Annotated in this window: 15 protein-coding genes; 8 read left to right on the forward strand and 7 right to left on the reverse strand. The window is 64.2% G+C overall.

Translation table 11 applies throughout. The features are described from left to right. Window positions 1-10: 10 nt before the first annotated feature. The 7 genes from FG99_RS01455 to zapE form a co-directional block, all read right to left on the reverse strand. Window positions 11-4,297: a pilus assembly protein gene (locus FG99_RS01455; protein WP_043266790.1), complete on the reverse strand. Its 4,287-nt coding sequence runs from the start codon at window positions 4,295-4,297 to the stop codon at window positions 11-13. Window positions 4,298-4,320: 23 nt separating this feature from the next. After that, window positions 4,321-4,863 carry a pilus assembly PilX family protein gene (locus FG99_RS01460; RefSeq protein WP_043266792.1) on the reverse strand — a complete coding sequence of 181 codons (543 nt, stop codon included), beginning with the start codon at window positions 4,861-4,863 and terminating at the stop codon, window positions 4,321-4,323. Next, entirely contained in the window at window positions 4,860-5,636 is a 777-nt protein-coding gene (locus FG99_RS01465) for a PilW family protein (protein ID WP_043266794.1), read from the reverse strand. The genes FG99_RS01460 and FG99_RS01465 overlap by 4 nt, the downstream gene beginning before the upstream one ends. Then, window positions 5,637-6,182 (reverse strand): type IV pilus modification protein PilV, encoded by a 546-nt coding sequence (gene pilV, locus FG99_RS01470; protein WP_043266796.1) that lies wholly within the window; start codon window positions 6,180-6,182, stop codon window positions 5,637-5,639. Continuing rightward, window positions 6,179-6,682: a GspH/FimT family pseudopilin gene (locus FG99_RS01475; protein WP_081884545.1), complete on the reverse strand. Its 504-nt coding sequence runs from the start codon at window positions 6,680-6,682 to the stop codon at window positions 6,179-6,181. The genes pilV and FG99_RS01475 overlap by 4 nt, the downstream gene beginning before the upstream one ends. 931 nt (window positions 6,683-7,613) lie before the next feature. Then, window positions 7,614-8,456, reverse strand: coding sequence for an IclR family transcriptional regulator domain-containing protein (locus FG99_RS01480; protein WP_043266799.1), 843 nt, complete (start codon window positions 8,454-8,456; stop codon window positions 7,614-7,616). A 238-nt stretch (window positions 8,457-8,694) separates the two neighbouring features. Beyond that, complete coding sequence (zapE, locus tag FG99_RS01485; protein ID WP_043266801.1) at window positions 8,695-9,765, reverse strand: cell division protein ZapE; 1,071 nt, start codon at window positions 9,763-9,765, stop codon at window positions 8,695-8,697. A gap of 197 nt (window positions 9,766-9,962) precedes the next feature. Between zapE and FG99_RS01490 the strand changes: the two genes are divergently transcribed. From FG99_RS01490 to FG99_RS31880, 8 genes are all read left to right on the forward strand, one after another. Beyond that, window positions 9,963-11,858 (forward strand): c-type cytochrome, encoded by a 1,896-nt coding sequence (locus FG99_RS01490; protein WP_043266803.1) that lies wholly within the window; start codon window positions 9,963-9,965, stop codon window positions 11,856-11,858. Between the two features lie 160 nt (window positions 11,859-12,018). Further along, window positions 12,019-13,173: a catalase family protein gene (locus tag FG99_RS01495; RefSeq protein ID WP_043266804.1), complete on the forward strand. Its 1,155-nt coding sequence runs from the start codon at window positions 12,019-12,021 to the stop codon at window positions 13,171-13,173. A gap of 116 nt (window positions 13,174-13,289) precedes the next feature. Then, window positions 13,290-13,862, forward strand: a complete 573-nt coding sequence (locus tag FG99_RS31865) for a hypothetical protein (protein ID WP_141766248.1) — start codon at window positions 13,290-13,292, stop codon at window positions 13,860-13,862. A 436-nt stretch (window positions 13,863-14,298) separates the two neighbouring features. After that, the gene (locus FG99_RS01500; protein ID WP_043266806.1) at window positions 14,299-14,796 is read left to right on the forward strand and encodes a BRO-N domain-containing protein; all 498 of its coding nucleotides are present in this window, start codon (window positions 14,299-14,301) and stop codon (window positions 14,794-14,796) included. A 370-nt stretch (window positions 14,797-15,166) separates the two neighbouring features. Next, the gene (locus FG99_RS01505; RefSeq protein ID WP_256204823.1) at window positions 15,167-16,246 is read left to right on the forward strand and encodes a hypothetical protein; all 1,080 of its coding nucleotides are present in this window, start codon (window positions 15,167-15,169) and stop codon (window positions 16,244-16,246) included. Next, a complete protein-coding gene (locus FG99_RS31870; protein ID WP_141766250.1) occupies window positions 16,243-16,644 on the forward strand; it encodes a hypothetical protein in 402 nt (133 codons plus the stop codon). The genes FG99_RS01505 and FG99_RS31870 overlap by 4 nt, the downstream gene beginning before the upstream one ends. Before the next feature lie 306 nt (window positions 16,645-16,950). Further along, window positions 16,951-17,343, forward strand: a complete 393-nt coding sequence (locus FG99_RS31875; protein WP_134163409.1) for a hypothetical protein — start codon at window positions 16,951-16,953, stop codon at window positions 17,341-17,343. A 926-nt stretch (window positions 17,344-18,269) separates the two neighbouring features. Beyond that, window positions 18,270-18,668, forward strand: coding sequence for a hypothetical protein (locus FG99_RS31880; protein WP_141766249.1), 399 nt, complete (start codon window positions 18,270-18,272; stop codon window positions 18,666-18,668). Window positions 18,669-18,882 lie beyond the last annotated feature (214 nt).

The raw sequence follows: 18,882 nt of genomic DNA on the forward strand, positions 1-18,882 counted from the left end.
GCTGGCCCTTTCAGTTGGAATCGCTCGGCAGTACCTGCCAGCTGCGCCGGCCGCTGACCGTGCCGGTGTTGGTGGCCACGCCGTCGAGGGTATTTTCGGAGTTGCCCCAGGTGTAGCCGCCGGACAGGGTGATGTCGCCGCCGTCGGTGACGAAGCCGGATATCGACTCGTAGGTGCCGTCGCTGTTCAGGTCGAAGACGTTGTAGTCGGTCTTGCCGCCGCTCTCCGGGTCCACCGCGTAGACGGTGCCGGACAACCCCGCGGCGCAGGTGCCGGTCTGCGGCGTGGAGCTGGCGAAGATCAGGCTGGAGCCGTACAGCGTCATGTCGTAGATCAGCCGCTCGCCAGTGCGCGGGAAGTCGAAGTACCAGCCCCAGGTGGCGACGTTGGCGTCGGCGGTGTTGCCGCTGCTGTCGTACCAGGCGACGTCGCTCTCGCTCAGGGTATAGGTGGTGGTGCCGTCGGTGGTGCCGGCGGTCAGCGTCTGCTGTTGCAGGTCGCTGCGCGTCCTGGCCGCGGTCAGCGAAGCGCTGGTGGCCTCGCCGGCGGTCTTGCGGTCCCAGATGCCGTAGACGCTCTGGGTGGCGGTGGAGGTCTTGTCTGAGGTGGTCAGGTAGCGGCCGCTGCCGAAGGCGACGATGTAGCCGGTGCCGCTGGGATGTTCGACCAGGCTCGGCGCCGCGGTGATCGGCTGGCGCACGTTGCTGGCGTTGCGCGCCACGTACAGCGGGTTGCCGCCGAAGGCCACGGCGAACTTGGCGTCGGCGGCGCTGGCGGTGAGCGGGCTGCTGGCGCTGGTGTCGATCAGGTCGAAGCGCCAGAGGTCGCCCAGCAGGTCGCCGGCGTAGGCGTAGTCGGCGATGCCGTCGCTGTTCACGTCGGCCACGTAGAGCCGCGACAGGCCGTTGGCCAGGCTGTCGAGCGCGCCAGTGTCGGTGGTGGTCAGGCTGGGGGTGGCGGTGATCTTCTTCAGCAGGGCGCCGCTCTGGATGTCGATGATCAGCAGCGAGGCGCTGTTGCTGCCGCTCTCGTAGCCGTTGGGCACCAGGGCCACCCACTTGCCGTCATGCAGGCGGGCGATGCTGGGCTTGGCGGCGGTGTAGCCGAGGCTGGCGTCGTTGTCGCTGGTGAACTCCCAGAGCAGGCTCGGCGAGGCCGGGTCGGTGATGTCCAGGGCGAACACCTCGCGGCCGCCGGCGCCGAGGCTGCCGACCAGCACCTTGTGCCAGGCCGAGCCGTAGTAGACGTCGGCCACCACCGGGGTGCCGTCGACGAAGTAGCGGTGCTCGGTGCCTTCGTCCTGGCCGTAGTCGCTGGCGGTGAGGATGTTCAGGTTGGCGATCACCGCGCTGGGGATGAAGGCGAACAGCTCGGCCCCGCTGCTGGCGTTGAAGGCGTGCAACATGCCGTCGTTGGCGCCGACGTAGACCGCCGCCGGCTTGGCGGCCTGCTCGCTGGCGTAGGCGGCGTAGCTGGTGCTGCCTTCCAGGGCGTCGGCCCGCGCGGTGATGTAGTCGGCGCCGCTGACCAGCACCGGCGAGGAGTTGACGATGTCGCCGAGCAGCGAGGAGCGGCTGCGGAAGCTGGTGTTGCTGCCGCGCAGGAAGTCCACGCGGGTCGAGCCCTTGCTGTCGACCACGCCGGCGGCGGTGCGGTTGAGCGCGGTCTGCTGGGCGCTGCTGAGGTTGGCCCAGGTGAACGAGGTCAGGCTGCCGTTCTTGGCGAAGTAGATGTTGCGGCTGCTGGGCAACTGCGCCGAGGCCTTCCACAGGGTGGTGGTGGTCGTGCTGGTGGCGCCGCTGCTGGAGGTGGTCTTGATCTTCTGCTTCTTGATCAGGTCGCCGGTCCAGTCGCTGGAGCTGAAGTTGGTGCTGTAGACGTAGTCGCCGTCGTCCAGCGACTGCGAGTCCACCGCCACCGCGGTGACCGAGGCGTTGAGCTGGAGGATGTCGTCGAAGGCCGACTTCAGCTGGCTGGCCAGCTTGCTCGGGTTGCTCACCAGGAAGTAGTTGTCCGGGGTGCCGTCGCCGTCGGTATCCCAGGTGCTGAGGTCGCTCTTGCCGTACTTGGCGGCGTACCACAGCGGGTCCTGCAGGGTGGTGACGGCGGTGGAGGTGGATGGCGTGAAGGTTCGGGTGTGCGAGTCGGAACGCCCGCTGATGCTCGCGCTGTTGTTCGCCAGGCCCGGCAGGTAGCTGCAGTTGGCGTTGGTCGCCGAGCAGTCGCCGGGGTACTTGCCGTCCGGGGTGTCGAGCTTGTAGCGCGTGGTCCCGCTGCCGCCGCCGGTGACCTCCAGGTAGACGCCGTCCTTGGTGGTGCCGGACATGGTGTAGCCCATGTGCGACTCGTAGGAGGCCACCGAATATTCGGTCTTGGAGGTGACCGACACGGTGCCGTCGCTGTTGGCCGTCACCGTGTAGAGCACGATGGCGTCCATGTCGTAGTCGCTGCCCTGGGCCGAGTCGTCGTAGACCACGCGGAAGGTGATGGTGCTGATGTTGCCGCTGCTGTCCTTGGTCAGGGTGTCGATGTAGAAGCCGGTGATCTGGCTGACCACGCCCTGGGTCACGTCCATGCTGAAGGGCACCAGCTTGAGGCTGCCCTTGCTGGTGGTGATCTTGATGTTGGGCAAGGTCGAAGACAGCGCGATGGAGAAGCTCTGCACCTTGTTCGATCCGGCAGTGGTCAGCACCGTCTGGCTGCCGAAGTAGCTCACCGCGGCGGTGCTGTAGCTGCCCTGGCGCGTCGGCTCCTCGGCCAGGCCGCGGATGCTGGCGAAGCTGCTGGCGGACTTGGCGGTGGGCGCCGAGTCGTTGGTGGTGCCGGAGGATTCGCCGATGTTGACCTTGGCGCTGGCGCCCACCTCCTTGCTCCACAGGGTGGAACCCAGGGTGGCGAAGTCGAAGCCGATGTCGTCGGTGGGCTTCACGTCGCTGCCCAGGGTGCTGCCGGGCACGTCCGAGTCGTAGCTGGGGTTGATGTCGCTCATCAGCGTCATGAACGGCCGGGTGCACGACGGATAGGTCGAGTAGGGGTTGCTCCAGGTGGCCACGCTGGACAGGCCCAGGGTGGTGTCGGTGCTGCCCGCCGCGTAGTTGCTGTTGAGCTTCTTGCCGGCGTAGTAGCGCAGCGCCTCGTAGGCCATCTCGCCCAGCGGGTTACCCCAGTCCGGGCATTTGCCATTGGTCAGCGGGTTGAGGTTGTAGGCGTTGGAGTCGGTGCAGCGCTGGTAATACACCAGGCGGTCGAGGTTAGCGACTATGCCGCTGTTGTTCACGTAGCAGCGCGAGTTCAGGCAGCCGGTGCCGGAGGTGGAGTCGGTGAGGAAGCGCCCGTTGCTGGCGGTGTATTCGTCGCCGAAGCTGGCCGGCGCCTTGCGCAGCACGCCGCCACGCAGGTTGTTGGTGTAGGTGCCGGTCATCAGGCCGAAGTACATCTTGTTCGAGGCGCCGTAGTCGTGCAGCACGCCGGTGGGCTTGTAGACGCTGCCGTACTGCACGCAGTTGCTTTCCAGCAGGCCGCTGACGCAGGCCTGCACGCGCACGGTCATGTCCGGGCTGGGGGTGACGCTGGCGCTGGAGGAAATGGTGTTGGTGGCCTGCGGGTCCTCCCGCGAAACCCAGTTCCAGATGCGGTAGCTGGTATTGCTGATCACCCGCAGCTTGGGCACGGCGCTGCTGCTGTAGCCGGTCAGCGTGGACGTGCCGCTGGCCGGCCGCGAGGTGTTGGCGAAGAGGATGTATTTGCCGCTGCCAGGCGCGGTCAGCGGCGCGTAGTCGGCGATGTTGTAGCCGTCGCGAGTGACGCTCTGGTACTCCTTGCCCCAGCTGTGCGCGTCGTTGGGAATGAAGGTGCGCTCCAGCACCGTGGCGGTGGCGCTGTCGGTGGAGCGGTAGCCGCCGTAGAGCACCTTGCGCAGCACGTCCAGGCGCGACATGGTCAGGTAGTTGAGGAAGTCGCCGCTCCACTGGCTGCTGCATTTCTTGGTGCTGGTGACGCTCTTCGGGACGAAGACGTTGTTGCTGCTGTCGTAGCTGTAGCACTTGTACGAGTCGAAATAGCCGGTGTAGTCGATGCTCGGCTTGTAGTAGATGTCCAGCTGGCCATCGCCGTCGATGTCCGAGGCGTCGTTGTAGGCCGGGAAGTAGAGCTTCTGGTCGCGGCCGACCACCAGCATGTTCATCGGCGGGGCGATGTTGCTGACGAACAGCGGCGTCTGCGCCAGCACCGAGGCCCGGGCGCCGGCGCACAGCAGGCAGGACAGCAGGAACAGCGCCAGCATGCGCAGCGGTTTCATGGCGGGGAGCCTCCTTGCGGGCCTCATGGGATCACCAGCGCGGTGCTGGAGCGCAGGCACAGGGTGTTGGCGGCGCAGCCGGTGCTGACGCTGGCGCTGTCCTTGTAGGCCTGGGCGTTGACTTCGTAGTAATAGGTGCAGCCGGCCTGGCCCTTGGACAGGTAGGCGTTGGCGCTGCCGCCGGAGCCGCCCTTGCAGCTGTTGCCGATGTAGCGCAGGTACCAGCGCGCATTGCGCGGCAGGCTGGTGGCGCCGTCCAGCCCGGTGTAGACCGTGGCCCCGGAGAAGTCCGCGGCATAGCTGCTGGCCAGGCCGGTGTAGCAGGGGCTGGACGACGAGCAGGCCTCCAGCGCGCGGCTGCTCTGGCTCACCCTGCCCTCGCCTTCGCGCAGCGCCGATTCGGCGGCGCTGGTCAGCCGCTGCAGCTCCAGGCGGTTGCCGGTCATCCGCCCTTCCAGCTGCATCTCGCGCATGCCGCCGACCGCCAGCAGGGTCAGCACCAGCAGCATCACCAGGGCGACGAACAGTACGGCGCCGCGCTGCCGCCCGTGCACGGAAATAGTCATGGCATCAGGTTCCTCAACATGCTGCTGCCGCTGACGATGCGCCGCAGGGTGCCGTCGCCGTCGGTGCAGGCGCTGCCGCCGCTCAGGGTCGTCCAGTTGGCGCAGGTGGTGGTGCTCATGCCGCCGGTCAGGTTGCTCCCGCTGCTGGCCAGCAGCAGCGTGTAGCGCAGGCTGCGCACGGTCTGCGCGCTGCCCGGGCTGGCGACGTACTTGGCGACCTGGCGGGCGTTCTCGTCGGTGCCGATGTCCACGCCGTAGTCGAAGTGCACCGCCGCCACGTTGTCGGCCAGCACGCTGCCGTTGCAGCTGAGCTGGCCGCTGGCCAGGCCGATCTTCTCCACCACGTCGTTGCTCGGGCTGAAGGTCGCGTAGGGCGTGGTCAGCCCCGGCAGGCTGGCCAGGGAGGCGCCGGTGCAGTCGGTGTCGGCGGCGTCGCGCGGCTGGTAGCGCAGGCACAGGGTGTTGGCGTCCACCCGCACCAGCGCCTGGCCGGCGGCGAAGCTGCAGCCGTTCTTGCTCTGCGCCGGGAAGGCGGTGCTCATGCGCGCCGACGGCTGGCGCCGGTAGCCGGCCCGGGACAGGCGCGCGTCCAGTACCTGCTGCAGGTAGCGGGCGTTGTCGAGGTTCTCGGACTGGCCAGCGAAGTAGCGGGTGCGGATGCTGCCGTCGAGGTACATCTGGGTGACGCCCAGTATCAGGAACAGGCCGAGGGTCATGGCCACCATCAGCTCGACCAGCGAGAGGCCGGCCTGGCGGCGGGAATGGGCGGGCATTCAGGGCTCCTCGCGCAGCACGTAGTGGCAGATGGTCGGGTCGCTGCCGGGGCTGGCCTCCAGGCACTCGCCGGACTTCACCCGCCAGGCCAGCTGGATCTCGATGGCCGAGCCGGTGCCGCTGCAGGTGCTGGCGCCGTTGCTGCGACAGATGTGGAAGTCGCTGCTCATCAGGCTGGCGGCATCGGGCAGCGCCTGCTGCACCCGCTGCGCCCAGCAGCCCAGGCGCTGCGAGGAGCTCAGCGCGGCCAGCGAGGCGCAACTGCTCGGTGCTGCGGGGAAGGCGCTGCCGGTGGCCTTGTAGTAGTCGGAGCTGGCCGGCGGGGTCAGCGGCGTGCCGGCGTCCTGGGTGGAATAGAGGTCGGTGCGGAGGGTCTCCATCAGCTCGTCGGCCAGCGCCGCCGCCGTGCCGCGCACCGCCATGTCCTGGGAATAGGCGATCGCCCTGCCCTGCATGGCGAGCATGCCCAGCACGCCGACGCAGATCACCAGCAGCGCCACCAGCACTTCGATCAGGCTGAAGCCGGCCAGGCCACGGCGCGTCATTGGCTGCTCCCCGAGCCAAAGCTCATGTAGCCCGAAGCGGCGACCTTGATGCTGTAGCTGCTGCCGCTCTTGCTGCCGCTGAGGCTCAGGCTGGCCACCGCGGCGCTGCCGTCGGCATGGAAGGTCAGTGCGCTGACGCTGCTGCTGATACCGATGCTGGTCGGCAGGCTGAGGCGCTGCGACACCAGGCTGGAATCGAGCGAGGCGCAACTGCCGGCGCGCAGCAGCAGCCACTCGTAGGCGCTGCCGTTCTGGCACAGGCTGGTGGCGGTGCGCGTGCTCACGGCATCGGCGCGGGCGGCCTGGAGCAGACGATAGAGCGCCGAGGCGGAGGACTTCACCCGGCTGGACTCGATCAGCGAACCGAAGGCCGGCACGGCGATGCTGGCGAAGATCGCCACCAGGGCGACGACCACCATCAACTCGATCAGGGTGAAGGCACGCTGACCGCCGGCCCCCTCCCTGGGTACAGGTCTGCGCGGGTGAATGACAAAGCTCATGGCCCGAACCGCTCGAACGACAGTTGCGTGAAACCCCGGCCGAGGGCCGGGATGCGATGGGCCTATTGTCGAGCCGGCGTTAGCGGCGGGATGTGTCCTTAATTTTTCATCGGCGATACATTCGCTACCGCTCGCAGGTGGGGGGTGACCGCTCGTCTGTTGTCGTTTTTCGGGGCGGCTCTTCGTAGGAGCGAGCTTGCTCGCGAAGGGGGTTTGCCGGGGCTGACGACCGCATGGGTTTCGCCAAGGCTCAACCCATCCTACGAAAAGCGCCTCGGCACAGCCGGCAAGACAGTCGCCCCTGCGACGGAACCTCCCGGGAGCGTAGGGCGAATAACCGTTCGCGGTTATCCGCCGATACACCGAGGCCATGACCAACGCCCGGGCCAACCCTGGAGTCGCTGGGAGTCAAGGCCAAACGGCGGATAACGCCTTAGGCGTTATGCGCCCTACGGGTGGGGAAACAGCGTCGTAGGATGGGTTGAGCGAAGCGATACCCATCACCACGACCGAATGGGTTTCGCCAAGGCTCAACCCATCCTACGAAAAGCGCCTCGGCGCAGCCGGCAAGACAGTCGCCCCTGCGACGGAGCCTCCCGGGAGCGTAGGGCGAATAACCGTTCGCGGTTATCCGCCGATACACCGAGGCCACGACCAACGCCCGGGCCAACCCTGGAGCCGCTGGGAGTCAAGGCCAAACGGCGGATAACGCCTTAGGCGTTATCCGCCCTACGGGTGGCGGAACACCGTCGTAGGATGGGTTGAGCGAAGCGATACCCATCATCACCACCGCCGCGCTGGCGATCGCGGCCGTCACTCATTGTTGTTATTCGATGCCCTCGCGGGCGGACGGCCCACAGTACGAATTGCCTGTCAGAGCTTCAATTCGATAATCGCCATTGCGGGCGGTTATCGACCAAAACCCTGGCGCTCAGTGGAACAGCCGCGTGCTCAGCTCCCGGCTGGCCTCCAGCAGCACCGGTAGGAAGCGCGTCTCCAGCTCCTGGCGCGACACCCGGCCGACGTGGGTGCCGACGTTCAGCGCCGCCAGCACCTGGCCGGCGGAGTCCTTCAGCGGCACCGCCACCGAGCGCAGGCCCATCTCCAGCTCCTGGTCGATGATCACCCAGCCCTGCCGGCGGATCTCGGCGATGCTCGCGCGCAGGCCCTCCGGGGTGCACACCGTGCGGCTGGTCTTTACCTGCAGGTCGGCGTGGGCCAGGTAGTCCTCCAGGGCCTGGTCGTCGAGCCCGGCCAGGAGGATGCGGCCCATGGACGTGCAGTAGGCCGGCAGCCGGCTGCCCACGCTGAGGTCTACCGAGATCAGCCGCTGCGGCGTGGCCGAGCGGGCGATGTAGAGAATCTCGTCGCCTTCCAGCGTGGCCATGGAACAGGCCTCGCGCAGCTGCTCGCTGACGCGGTCCAGCAGCGGCTGCGCGGTGACCGCCAGCGGCGTCGAGGACAGGTAGGCATGGCCGAGGGTCAGCACCTTGGGCAGCAGCGAATAGGTGCGCCCGTCGGTGGTCACGTAGCCCAGCTTCATCAGCGTGTGCAGGCAACGGCGCACGGCGGCGCGGGGAATCTCGGTGCGGTGGCTGACCTGGGCGATGGTCAGGTGGCGCTTGCGCTCCTGGAATGCATGGATCACCGCCAGGCCGCGGGCCAGCGAGGTCATGAAGTTGGGATCGCCGGTGAAGGCCTCGATGCGCTTGGCCGGCGAAGCGACGATGGGCGGGGCCAGGGTGGCCTGGCTGGCGGAATGTTCGTCGGTCATGGCGAGGTCCTGTTGGCGGCAGATTCGGCCGATTATCGAAGCGTCGGGCGATAATCGCAAATGAAATGGGGCGATAATCGCCCACACCTGCAGAGGGGCAGTCCGGGCCGAGCCCGAGGTGGGTCATGCCAAGGTCAGGCGGCGGATAACCGCGAACGGTTATTCGCCCTACGCCATGATCGACCTGTACGCCGATACACCAGGCACACCCGCCCCGCCGAAGCCGGGCCCGATTCCCCTACAACGGCTCCAGCTTCAACTGCCGCAAGCGGCTCAGGGTCCGCCCGAAATCGATGGCGGTGCCACCTTCGGCCAGGCGCTCCAGCGACACGCTGGCGAACAGCTGCAGGCGCAGCTGGCGGTCGTAGGCGATGTCGATGAAGTTGAGGAAGCGCATGCTCACGTCCGGCGGGTAGTCGCCCAGCGGGCCCAGGCCGCTGACCGCCATGCGCGGGAAGTGCTCGATCAGCCACAGGTAGTCGGCCGCCGAGCGCGGGCGTTCGAACAGTTCGCTGAAGTCGAGCCAGGCGCGCCCCTCCTCCAGGGCGTGGATGCGCAGCGGGTGATGGTTGACGTCCAGCACCTGGTCGAACTGCGCCTGCTCGTCCAGGCCCAGGCGCTTGCCGATCAGGTCCAGATCGTCGGCGCGCGCCGGCCACAGGTAGCTGCCCCAGTTCTCCAGGGGCGTGGCGCGCAGGCGATAGTCCTCGCCGCCATCCAGCGGCACCACGTCGAAGCGCTTCTCGATCAGCTCGATGGCCGGACGGAAGCGCTCGCGGTACAGCGGGTTGGGGCACAGGCCCTCGGGCTCGTAGTTGGAGGTGCAGACCATGCCCACGCCCTCCTCCACCAGCACCTTGAGCATGCGCCCGAGCAGCATGGCGTCGCCGATGTCGTGCACGTGGAACTCGTCGAAGCACAGCAGCCGAGTCTGCGCGGCTATGTCGCGGGCGGCCCGCGCCAGCGGGTCAGCCTGGCCGGCGAAGGCCATCATGCGTTGCTGCAGCTCCTGCAGGAAGGCGTGGAAATGCACGCGGCGCTTGGCCTGCAGCGGCGCAGCGGCATAGAAGCAGTCCATCACGAAGCTCTTGCCGCGGCCCACGCTGCCCCACAGGTACACGCCCGCGGGCGGCTTGCGCAGCCAGGAGCGGCGGCCGCCGAGGAAGCCGTCCAGCCAGTCGGCCAGGTGCTCGATGGCCGACTGCTGCGAGCCGTCGGCGCTGTAGCCGCGCTCGTCCAGGGCCACGCGGAAGTGCCGCAGCACCCGCGCGGCCACCGATTCGTCGTCGAGGGAATGGTCGGAACTCAAGACACACCTTTCGACATCACCGACAGTGATGTCCCTTGCAAAACAGCGGATAAACCGCGAACGGACCTGGCCTGTGCCTGCTGCGGGGTGGCATGGTGGCAGGCAAAAACCCTGGCTTGTGTGCGGCATCACCTTGCCAACCGGTGCCGGTATTGGCATAACGATGGCCCCGGGCCTCAAGAAACAAGGAAGTTGCGATGCGCATAATCGGACGGATCATACTCGCTATCGTCCTATTGCTCCTGCTCGTGGGCGGCGTGCTGCTGTGGTACGTCGCCCACCCCAACGTGCCGCAGTACACCGCACCGGACAAGCTCAACCTCCTCCCGCAATGGGACCAGCAAGCCCGCGAGCACTACTACTACACGCCCCAGGGCACCCAGGTGAAGGGCCTGCTCTACGACTGGTTCATCCACCTGCGCCAGCCCTTCTCCAGCGAGAAATTCGCCGATCCGGCCAACCTCGCCCGCTACGGCTTCCTCATCGACCCCGAGCAGCTCAAGCCGGCGAAGGAGCGCAAGCTCGACCCGAACAACCCCGGCAACCTGCCGGTGGGCTTCGCCCGCCACCGCAACGGCGAGAACGGCCCGGAATACCTCGACATCACCTGCTCCGCCTGCCATACCGGCGAGCTGCGCTACAACGGCCAAGCCGTGCGCATCGACGGCGGCGCGGCCATGCACTCCATCGCCTCCACCGTGCCCACCGTGCGCGGCGGCGCCTTCGGCCAGGCGCTGGGCATGAGCATGCTGTTCACCTACATCAACCCCTGGAAGTTCGACCGCTTCGCCGAAGACGTGCTGGGCAAGAACCCTGATAAAGAGGCCAAGGCCGAACTGCGCGCCGGCTTCAAGGACGTGCTCGGCACCCTGCTGGGCACCGCCTGGAACGACAGCCGCCGGCGCCTCTACCCCACCGAGGAAGGCCCCGGCCGCGCCGACGCCTTCGGGCGCATCGCCAACGGCGTGTTCGGCGACCACATCAGCGCCGACAACTACCGCGTGGCCAACGCCCCGGTGAACTACCCGCAGCTGTGGGACATCTGGAAGTTCGACTGGGTGCAGTGGAACGGCTCGGCCATGCAGCCCATGGCCCGCAACATCGGCGAGGCCCTGGGCGTGGGCGCCACCCTCGGCCTGCTCGACGCCGACGGCCAGCCGGTGCTGGGCGACGCGCGCTATGCCTCCAGCGTGCGGGTGCAGGACCTGCATGCCCTGGAAGAAGGCCTCAAGACCCTCAAGCCGCCGGCCTGGCCGGAGCAGGTGTTCGGCGCCATCGACCTCAAGCGCGCCTCCCAGGGCCGCGCGCTGTTCCGCGAGAACTGCCAGCGCTGCCACGGCCCCCACGTGGTGGAACCGGACCAGCGCCTGGCCCCCGCGCGCGACCCGGAATGGAAGATGAGCATGATCCCCACCGCGGTGATCGGCACCGACCCGACCACCGCGGACAACATCGCCAACCACACCTACGACCTCACCCCGCTGAAATGGCAGCTCGACGAGCTGGACAAACTCAACGTGGTGCTGATGCCGCCGCCCAGCCAGCCGCTGGACCTGTCCAGGCTCTCCGCCGCCAAGGGCCTGGCCTACATCACCGCCTACGTCGAGCAGCGCGCCTACAAGGACGCCAACACCAGCCCCGAGGAGCAGAAGCGCATGAACGGCTACGGCCTGGAGATCGGCGTGCGCGAACTGACCGCCTACAAGGCCCGCCCGCTGGACGGCGTCTGGGCCACCCCGCCGTTCCTGCACAACGGCTCGGTGCCCAACCTGTTCCAGCTGCTCTCGCCGGTGGCCGAGCGCGACACCCAGTTCTACGTCGGCACCTTCGACTTCGACCCGAAATTCGTCGGCTACCGCACCGAACGCTTCCCCGGCGGCTTCCTGTACAAGACCGGCGTCACCGGCAACAGCAACCGCGGCCACGAATTCCGCGACGGCTGCCGCAAGGACGGCGCCATCGGCCGCGCCCTGAGCCCGGACGAACGCTGGGCGCTGGTGGAATACCTGAAGGTCCTGGGCAACCCGGCCTACGAAAGCCGCCTGACCGACGAACCCACCCCACCCTGGACACCAGGCCCGAACTGCGAGTGATGCCCGAGCGGAGCTGACCGGCTGACGATGTAGCCCCACCTCGCGCCATACGGCCCCCTCTCCCTTCAGGGAGAGGGCTGGGGAGAGGGAACCCACCTCCCCCGCCGCACCCAACCCACAGAAGAAAACCAAGAAAGCCCCCCCGCAAAGGACCGCCCCCATGCGCGCACTGCTCACCCGGATCTGGAACCTCCTCGGCAAATGGGTGGCGCTGCCCATCCTCTGCCTGGCCCTGCTCGGCCTCGTCGGCCTGGGCATCGGCTGGGTGTACTACAGCATCAAGTTCAGCGGCCCGGTCTCGACCCAGGAACAGATCCCGGCGAACGAAGCCCAACAGACCCAGGCCATCATCGAAGACGCCATCCGCATCGTCGAACAGCACCGCGACAACACCCGCGTGCTGCGCGACGCCCACGCCAAGGCCCACGGCTGCGTGAAGGCCGAAGTCACCGTCAACCCCAACCTGCCCACCGACCTGCGCCAGGGCGTGTTCGCCCAGCCGGGCAAGGTGTGGAACGCCTGGGTGCGCTTCTCCAACGGCAACGCCTACCCGCAGCAGGACAGCGCCAACGACGCCCGCGGCATGGCCATCAAGCTGCTCGACGTGCCCGGCGCCAAACTGATGCCCGGCAAGGGCCACGACGGCGAGCAGGACTTCGTCATGTTCAACCACCCGGTGTTCTTCGTCCGCGACGTGGCCGAATACCGGCAGAACTTCAACGCCCAGGCCAACGGCCAGAAGATCCTCGCCTTCTTCCCCAGCTGGAAGCCCAACACCTGGGAACTCCGCCACCTGCTGATCGCCCTGCAAACCCTCGCCCCGGCCCCGGCCAGCCCGCTGCAGGCCAGCTACTTCGGCATAGCCCCGTACAAGCTCGGCGAACAGAACAACATCAAATTCCGCAGCGTCCCAGCCCCGGGCGCCTGCCCCAACTACCAGTTGCCCAAGCTCAACGAAAAACTGCCGAACTTCCTGCGCACCGCGCTCTACCAGCAGCTCTCGATAGACCGCGTCCCGGCCTGCTTCGCGCTACAGGTGCAAAAACAGGACGCCAGCAAATACATGCCCATCGAAGACACCAGCGTGGAATGGAAAGAAAAGGACTCCCCCTTCCAGACCGTCGCCCTGGTCAGCATCCCCCCGCAGGACTTCGACAGCCGCGACCAAAACCTGATGTGCGACAACCTCTCCTTCAACCCCTGGCACGCCCTGCCGGAGCACCGGCCGATTGGTGGGATCAACCGGTTGCGCAAGGCGGTTTATGAGGCGGTGAGTGTTTATCGGCATGAGAGGAATGGGGTGGGTGGGGAGTGAGTTGCCCCGGCTGTGCGACTCCTCTAAATAGCGATCTGCAGCCCTCCCCGATACGGTAAACCGGTACGACTTGAAGCTCGTGTTGCACGGAACGCTTCAATCCTGAAGGGAAAAACATGCGTAAATACCTTGGCATTCTACCGCTGGCCTTGACTCTTACACTTTCCGGCTGCAGCTGGGAGCAAGTTGGACACAATGTTTCAGCGTTCGACAAAGTCGCGACCATGCGTTTCTTCGAACTGTATAAAACCGACATCCGCTATAGTGATTTCGATGAAGATACGGGCGTACGCTCGGCTAGCCGTGCTCCTCGCATGCTGCCAATGCGAATTGCGGATAATGACAAATGGATGGATTTCACCGATGACCTCGGTCCCAAATACATAACCTTTGGAAAACGTATCGAACGCGCTACCTTCCCCGACGGCCTGGAGCCCATCACTGAATTCCTGGCTTGGAGTGAACTGCCAGCAGCACAGCGTCTAAAGACCCTCGAAGCCCTCAATAACCGTGAAGAGTTCACTTCGATCGAGGCTCGTGTAGTGCAAGAGCGAGGAACGGACGAACCGCTACTGGTTTTCACCATGAGTTCGCTGCCCTTCACCAAGCAACCGGCATATGCGCTGGATAGTGACAATGCGTACCAAATGTTGCGAATGGCGACAATCTGGCATAAAACACCAAATTAACTTAGCCAAAAGCCAATAAAGCGCACGGCAATTCTCACTTGGCAAATATAGAACCAAGAAATTTGGTTTTGAGAAGCTTTCATTCGAATTCATGACTCTTTCAGTAATCGCCTAACGCTCTCTGACTCCTTGCTACACCCATTGAATAGACCATAACTTCTCTTGACCGCACCTCATCTCGTCCCTACCCTCTACCCGCCCCGTAAAAACGACGGGGCCGGGTTTAGCAGCCCGAATGACCAAAGGACGGAAACGCCTCGGCGAATCACCGCGATGGAACTCGCGCTGAAATTGCCGCAATGGCGGGCCGTATGGGGAGACCTTCGGGTCTGCCGGTCCTTTGGTCCCGGTCTGCTAACCCCGTACGGCTCCGCCTCCAACTCCGGTTAGCAGCGGCCTGGCGGCGGACTTTCAGACCAAAGAAAGGACCATTCCCATGGACGAATCCACCCTCCCCACCCCGCTCTACTTCTTCCACAAGCACCGCACCCTCCGCGCCCTGTTGCTTGACGACCAGGTCTGGTTCGTGCTGGACGATCTGCGCCGGTTGATCGGCCATCCCAGCTGCGAACGGCTGGCCAGGCGTCTGGAGGATGACCAGTTGTGCACGCAGTGGCTGCGCCTGGACGATGGCGGCAGCCTGGAGCGGCTGCTGGTCAGCGAGTCCGGTGCTTATGCGTTGTTGTTCCATTTCGCCCATGCCGATCTGGGTGGGTTGCGGCGGTGGATCAGTACGCAGGTGGTGCCGGAGGTGCGTTGTCAGGGCGGCGATGGCGGGCCGCGGCAGTTGTGCCTGAGTTGGGGGCGGCAGGGTGTGCGGGTGCTGGATTGGCAGGGGCAGTTGTGGGTGAACATGGCGGAGTTGCCGCGGGTGGTGCGCGGGTCTGCCGAGGCGCGGGCGGGTTGGCGGGAGTGGGCTCGGCGGTTGAGGTAGGGCTTATACAGAGCGCGATGCCCATTACGGGCTAGTGCTCACACCGGCCTGAATGCTACCGACGCCATATATGCTGATCGAACGGAAAATTCCCACAAGCAGCTAATCCCACCCTAGGAATCCGCCCGACATTCAAGGCTCGATCGCTTGTCTAGCTTGGCCCGCTTCACCCCGGCCAAGCAGGGCAGCAAGCATGAGTGCGGATGATTTCCGAGCAGCCGCCTACCCCTTCGACCGCAGTTGGGCCCCAGAGCCCGACTGGAAGCCTTCCAGCGACTGGCATACCGACCGCAGCTGGGCACCGGACAAGGGCTGGAGCCGCTTCACCGAACCACCCAGGCGCCGCCAGGACAACGGCGGCGCCTCCTTCGTGGCCTGGGAGCCCAAGCCCGAACGCGTACCCGAGGTCGGCCAGCCACCATCCGGCCTGTTCAAGCGCCCGGCCAAGCTGGAGCCCGGCTTCCATATCGTGCAGCGCAGCATGAGTTTCGAGCAGTTGCTGGCGCACCTCTTCCCCGAAAAGGCCCATTCCTACCTCATCAGCCGCCTCAAGGCGCTCAACCCCACTCATGCCCAGGGTTTCAAGGCCGGGGAAATCTTCGTGATCGGCGACCTGCTCAACCCTACCGCCTGCCTGCGCGAAGAAGCCGAGCTGATGGCCGCCGCCGCTCAAGTACGCACGGCCCTGGAACCGCTGAGCGAGGAGGAAGCGGATTTCATGGTCAGGCACCAGGCCGAGATCGCCAACATCCTCGGCGGCGCCGGCACCTCGCTGGGGCTGACCAAGGACGTGCTGGACAAGGGCCTGCGGCAGATCGGCGAAACCCTGCGCGACATCGAATACCTGCACCAGACCGAATTCGCCACCCATGGCCACCTGCGCAGCCATAACTTCTTCGTCAGCCGCCGCCAGCTGCTCACCCACCTGGACTCCCAGCTCAAGGCCACCTTCATGAACAAGCAACTCAACCTCGGCCACCACCCCCTACTGCACCGTGACCTGGGCATTTCCACCCGCAGCCTGGTCCACCACTGGAGCCGCTCCGGCGCGCCGGGGCAGATTCCTGGCTATGCCACACACATCGAGGAGGTGGCCAAGGCGGCACGGTATCTGAAGTACGGCGGCTATATCGGCATCGGGTTGGGGGGTACGGCGTCTGCACTGAAAGTGCAGGAAGTGTGTCGAGCCGGTGATACCGAGCAATGCAAGAAGGTTCGGTTTACCGAGACGGGAGGTTTCGTTGGCGGTTTGACCGGGGGAGCCGCCGCCGGCTGGCTGCTCTCCGGTGGGACAGCAGGTTCGGTCTGCACTGCCCTCGGGATTGCAGGTGGAGTTGGCGGTGTCGTTTGCGGCCTAGTGGTAGTAGGCGTTGCAAGTTACGCAGGCGGCAAAGGCGGCGAATGGGCAGGAGAATTGGCTGCCGAAGAAGTCTATAAGGTGCAACGATGATCGATTTCTACAGTTGGCATCCCTATCTCCGAATAGCTTGCCTTCTTTCACCCTTCGTAATCTTGCTGTCCGGCGCAGCGGTCCTGGCCTATACAACGCACCGCCACTATGAGCGGATCCTCGCTGCGTTTCCCAATAGTCCTGGCGTCAATAATTACAACCGAATATGGGCGGGCTCCAGTTTCCGCTCGCGCTGTATGCAGGTCTCCAGCACAGCTGGCTTCGTACTTCTGCTGACAAAAATCAATATTCGTCGTGGCCATCTGAGCCCCGAAGACCTATGTAATTTCCCACCTGATATCAGGCGGCTCATGCTCATTTCAGGCAGCCTTCTGCTCGTGGGTTCAGCATGGCTGTTTCTACTTGTGGGCCTGCTCAAGCTCAGTGGCGTGAAGTGACCAGACCAGCCAGCAATACCAGCCTGCGCCAAGGCGCAAAAGATGTGCGAAACCGAGGCTGGCGAAAGAACTCAACTTACCGAGACAGCGAGCTTTACTGGAGCCCTCGCGCTTGGCGGACTCAGCGCAGGAGCGACAGGCATGATCACGCCATATATTTGTGCAGCACTTGGAGTTCCTTCGGGGGGGAGCCGGTGCAGTGGCATGCAGCCTAGTGCTGATCGGAATAGGAAGCTATATAGGGGGAAAGAGTGGAGGGACAGGGGGTGAGTGGATTGGGGAGCATATATATGAGCAAAGCAGGAGATGAGTAAATTCTGGAGTTCAGAATGGGCCTTTTTCTTCATGACTGCTCCTTATGCTATTGGAATTCTAGGCATGGCGGCTCATATCTACGTTACATTTCGCCACCGTGAAACAATCACTAGAGCCTTCCCCAACAGTCCAATTATTCGAAACCACATGGCAACATGGATGGGCCATAGTATTCCAGCGCGCCTCATTCAAACATCCATGGTTAGCGGCATCATTCTCTGGCCAACCATTCATATTAGACGCGGAGACCTCGACCCTGAAGAAATACGTAACTTCCCCTACTCCATAAGGCTTATCATGAGTATTTCTGCTGGCCTCATGATTACCGGGGTTCTCTGGGGAGTATTAAGTGTTTTACTACTCAAGCTCAGCTATTCATCGTAGCGCCGACTTCGATAGTGTGCTTTGCAGATTGGCTCCGATTGGAGCAGGAAGTTACCTGAGAGGTGTGGAAAGAGAAGGTTTTGGTGGTTGGCTAGGAGAAAAGTTTACAAGGTGCAAATTTGACTAACATCAACACTTGGCCGCTAAGCCTTCAGATTGCGTTTGGACTAATCCCTTTTCATCATCTGTGTCGCGGGAGTAACACTAATTGGCTATATCTCCAATCGTCATTATAAAACCATTACCACTGCCCTCCCGAATAGTGCAGGCGTGAGAAATACCGCCAGATTCTGGGCGGCCCCCAGTTTCCAGGCTCGACATCTACAAGTCATCACCATATCCAGCTTCGTGTTATGGCCGAGGGGAGCGATACAACGTGGAGAACTGAATGCCGAGGAGATTAGGAGGTTTCCTTGCTCCGTTAGACGTCTGATATGGATTGCCTGGTGGCTCTGCATCATTGGATCCCTTTGGTTGCTTGTCGGTATTGGCCTCATCCGACTGAGCGATGCCCGATGAACTTGGTCTCCTTAAATGATGCCCTCATGCTATGCCACACATATAGAGGAGAGGGTCAAAACCGCACGATATCTGAAGTACGGCGGCTATATCGGCATCGGGTTGGGGGGTACGGCGTCTGCGCTGCAAGTACAGGAAGTCTGTCGGGGTGGAGAAACCGAGGCCTGCAAGAAGGCACGCTTCACTGAAACAGCCAGCTTTTTCGGCGGGATTGGGCTTGGAGGACTCAGTACAGCGGCAACGACCGCAAGTGCTCCTTACCTTTGTGGTGCCATCGGATTCGCCTCTGCCGGGGCCGGAGGGTTTGTCTGCAGCTTGGTATTGATAGGCATAGGCAGTTACATCAGTGGCAAAGGTGGAGAATGGGGTGGCGAAATGGCAGGTGAAGAAATCTACAGGGTGCTCCAATGATTGACTTTTACAGCTGGCACCCTTACGCCCGGATTGCCTTTCTTATTGCGCCAGTGGCAATAGGAACTCCCGGCATGGCTATTCAGGTTTACATAGCGCTTTACCACCACCAGAAAATCACCGCAGGCTTTCAGAGAAGCCCGATCGTTCGGGGTTTCGTCGGGAACTGGTCCGGCTCGAGCCTGGGGGCGCGTCTTATTCAGGTATCCATGATGGGAGGCATCATCCTCTGGCCAGGCTCCCATCTTCGTCGGGGCACCCTGGATCCTGAAGAACTACGCAGTTTCCCTCCCGCCATCAAACGTCTTCTGGTCGTTTCCCTTGTTTTTGTATTTACGGGAGTAGCTTGGGCAGCCATTGGATTCAGCCTGCTCAAACTCAGCGGCGTGAAATGACCCCCCTCATCATTCCGCAGAGAAAGAAAAGCCCCCAGGCCGTCTCGGCCACCACCCCCTGCTGCGCCGCGACCTGGGCATTTCCACCCGCAGCCTGGCCCACCACTGGAGCCGCTCCGGCGCCCCCGGACAGATTCCCGGCTATGCCACACATATCGAAGAGGTGGACAAGGCGGCGCGATATCTGAAGTACGGCGGCTATATCGGCATTGGC

The organism is Pseudomonas sp. AAC, from assembly GCF_000725445.1.
In the GTDB taxonomy this organism is placed as follows: Bacteria; Pseudomonadota; Gammaproteobacteria; order Pseudomonadales; family Pseudomonadaceae; genus Pseudomonas; species Pseudomonas citronellolis.

Excerpts from the sequence above, each read along its gene's own strand:
- FG99_RS01455 (WP_043266790.1), bottom strand. The coding sequence starts at position 4,297 with ATGAAACCGCTGCGCATGCTGGCGCTGTTCCTGCTGTCCTGCCTGCTG.
- FG99_RS01460 (WP_043266792.1), bottom strand. The coding sequence starts at position 4,863 with ATGACTATTTCCGTGCACGGGCGGCAGCGCGGCGCCGTACTGTTCGTC.
- FG99_RS01465 (WP_043266794.1), bottom strand. The coding sequence starts at position 5,636 with ATGCCCGCCCATTCCCGCCGCCAGGCCGGCCTCTCGCTGGTCGAGCTG.
- pilV (WP_043266796.1), bottom strand. The coding sequence starts at position 6,182 with ATGACGCGCCGTGGCCTGGCCGGCTTCAGCCTGATCGAAGTGCTGGTG.
- FG99_RS01475 (WP_081884545.1), bottom strand. The coding sequence starts at position 6,682 with ATGAGCTTTGTCATTCACCCGCGCAGACCTGTACCCAGGGAGGGGGCC.
- FG99_RS01480 (WP_043266799.1), bottom strand. The coding sequence starts at position 8,456 with ATGACCGACGAACATTCCGCCAGCCAGGCCACCCTGGCCCCGCCCATC.
- FG99_RS01490 (WP_043266803.1), top strand. The coding sequence starts at position 9,963 with ATGCGCATAATCGGACGGATCATACTCGCTATCGTCCTATTGCTCCTG.
- FG99_RS01495 (WP_043266804.1), top strand. The coding sequence starts at position 12,019 with ATGCGCGCACTGCTCACCCGGATCTGGAACCTCCTCGGCAAATGGGTG.
- FG99_RS31865 (WP_141766248.1), top strand. The coding sequence starts at position 13,290 with ATGCGTAAATACCTTGGCATTCTACCGCTGGCCTTGACTCTTACACTT.
- FG99_RS01500 (WP_043266806.1), top strand. The coding sequence starts at position 14,299 with ATGGACGAATCCACCCTCCCCACCCCGCTCTACTTCTTCCACAAGCAC.
- FG99_RS31870 (WP_141766250.1), top strand. The coding sequence starts at position 16,243 with ATGATCGATTTCTACAGTTGGCATCCCTATCTCCGAATAGCTTGCCTT.
- FG99_RS31875 (WP_134163409.1), top strand. The coding sequence starts at position 16,951 with ATGAGTAAATTCTGGAGTTCAGAATGGGCCTTTTTCTTCATGACTGCT.
- FG99_RS31880 (WP_141766249.1), top strand. The coding sequence starts at position 18,270 with ATGATTGACTTTTACAGCTGGCACCCTTACGCCCGGATTGCCTTTCTT.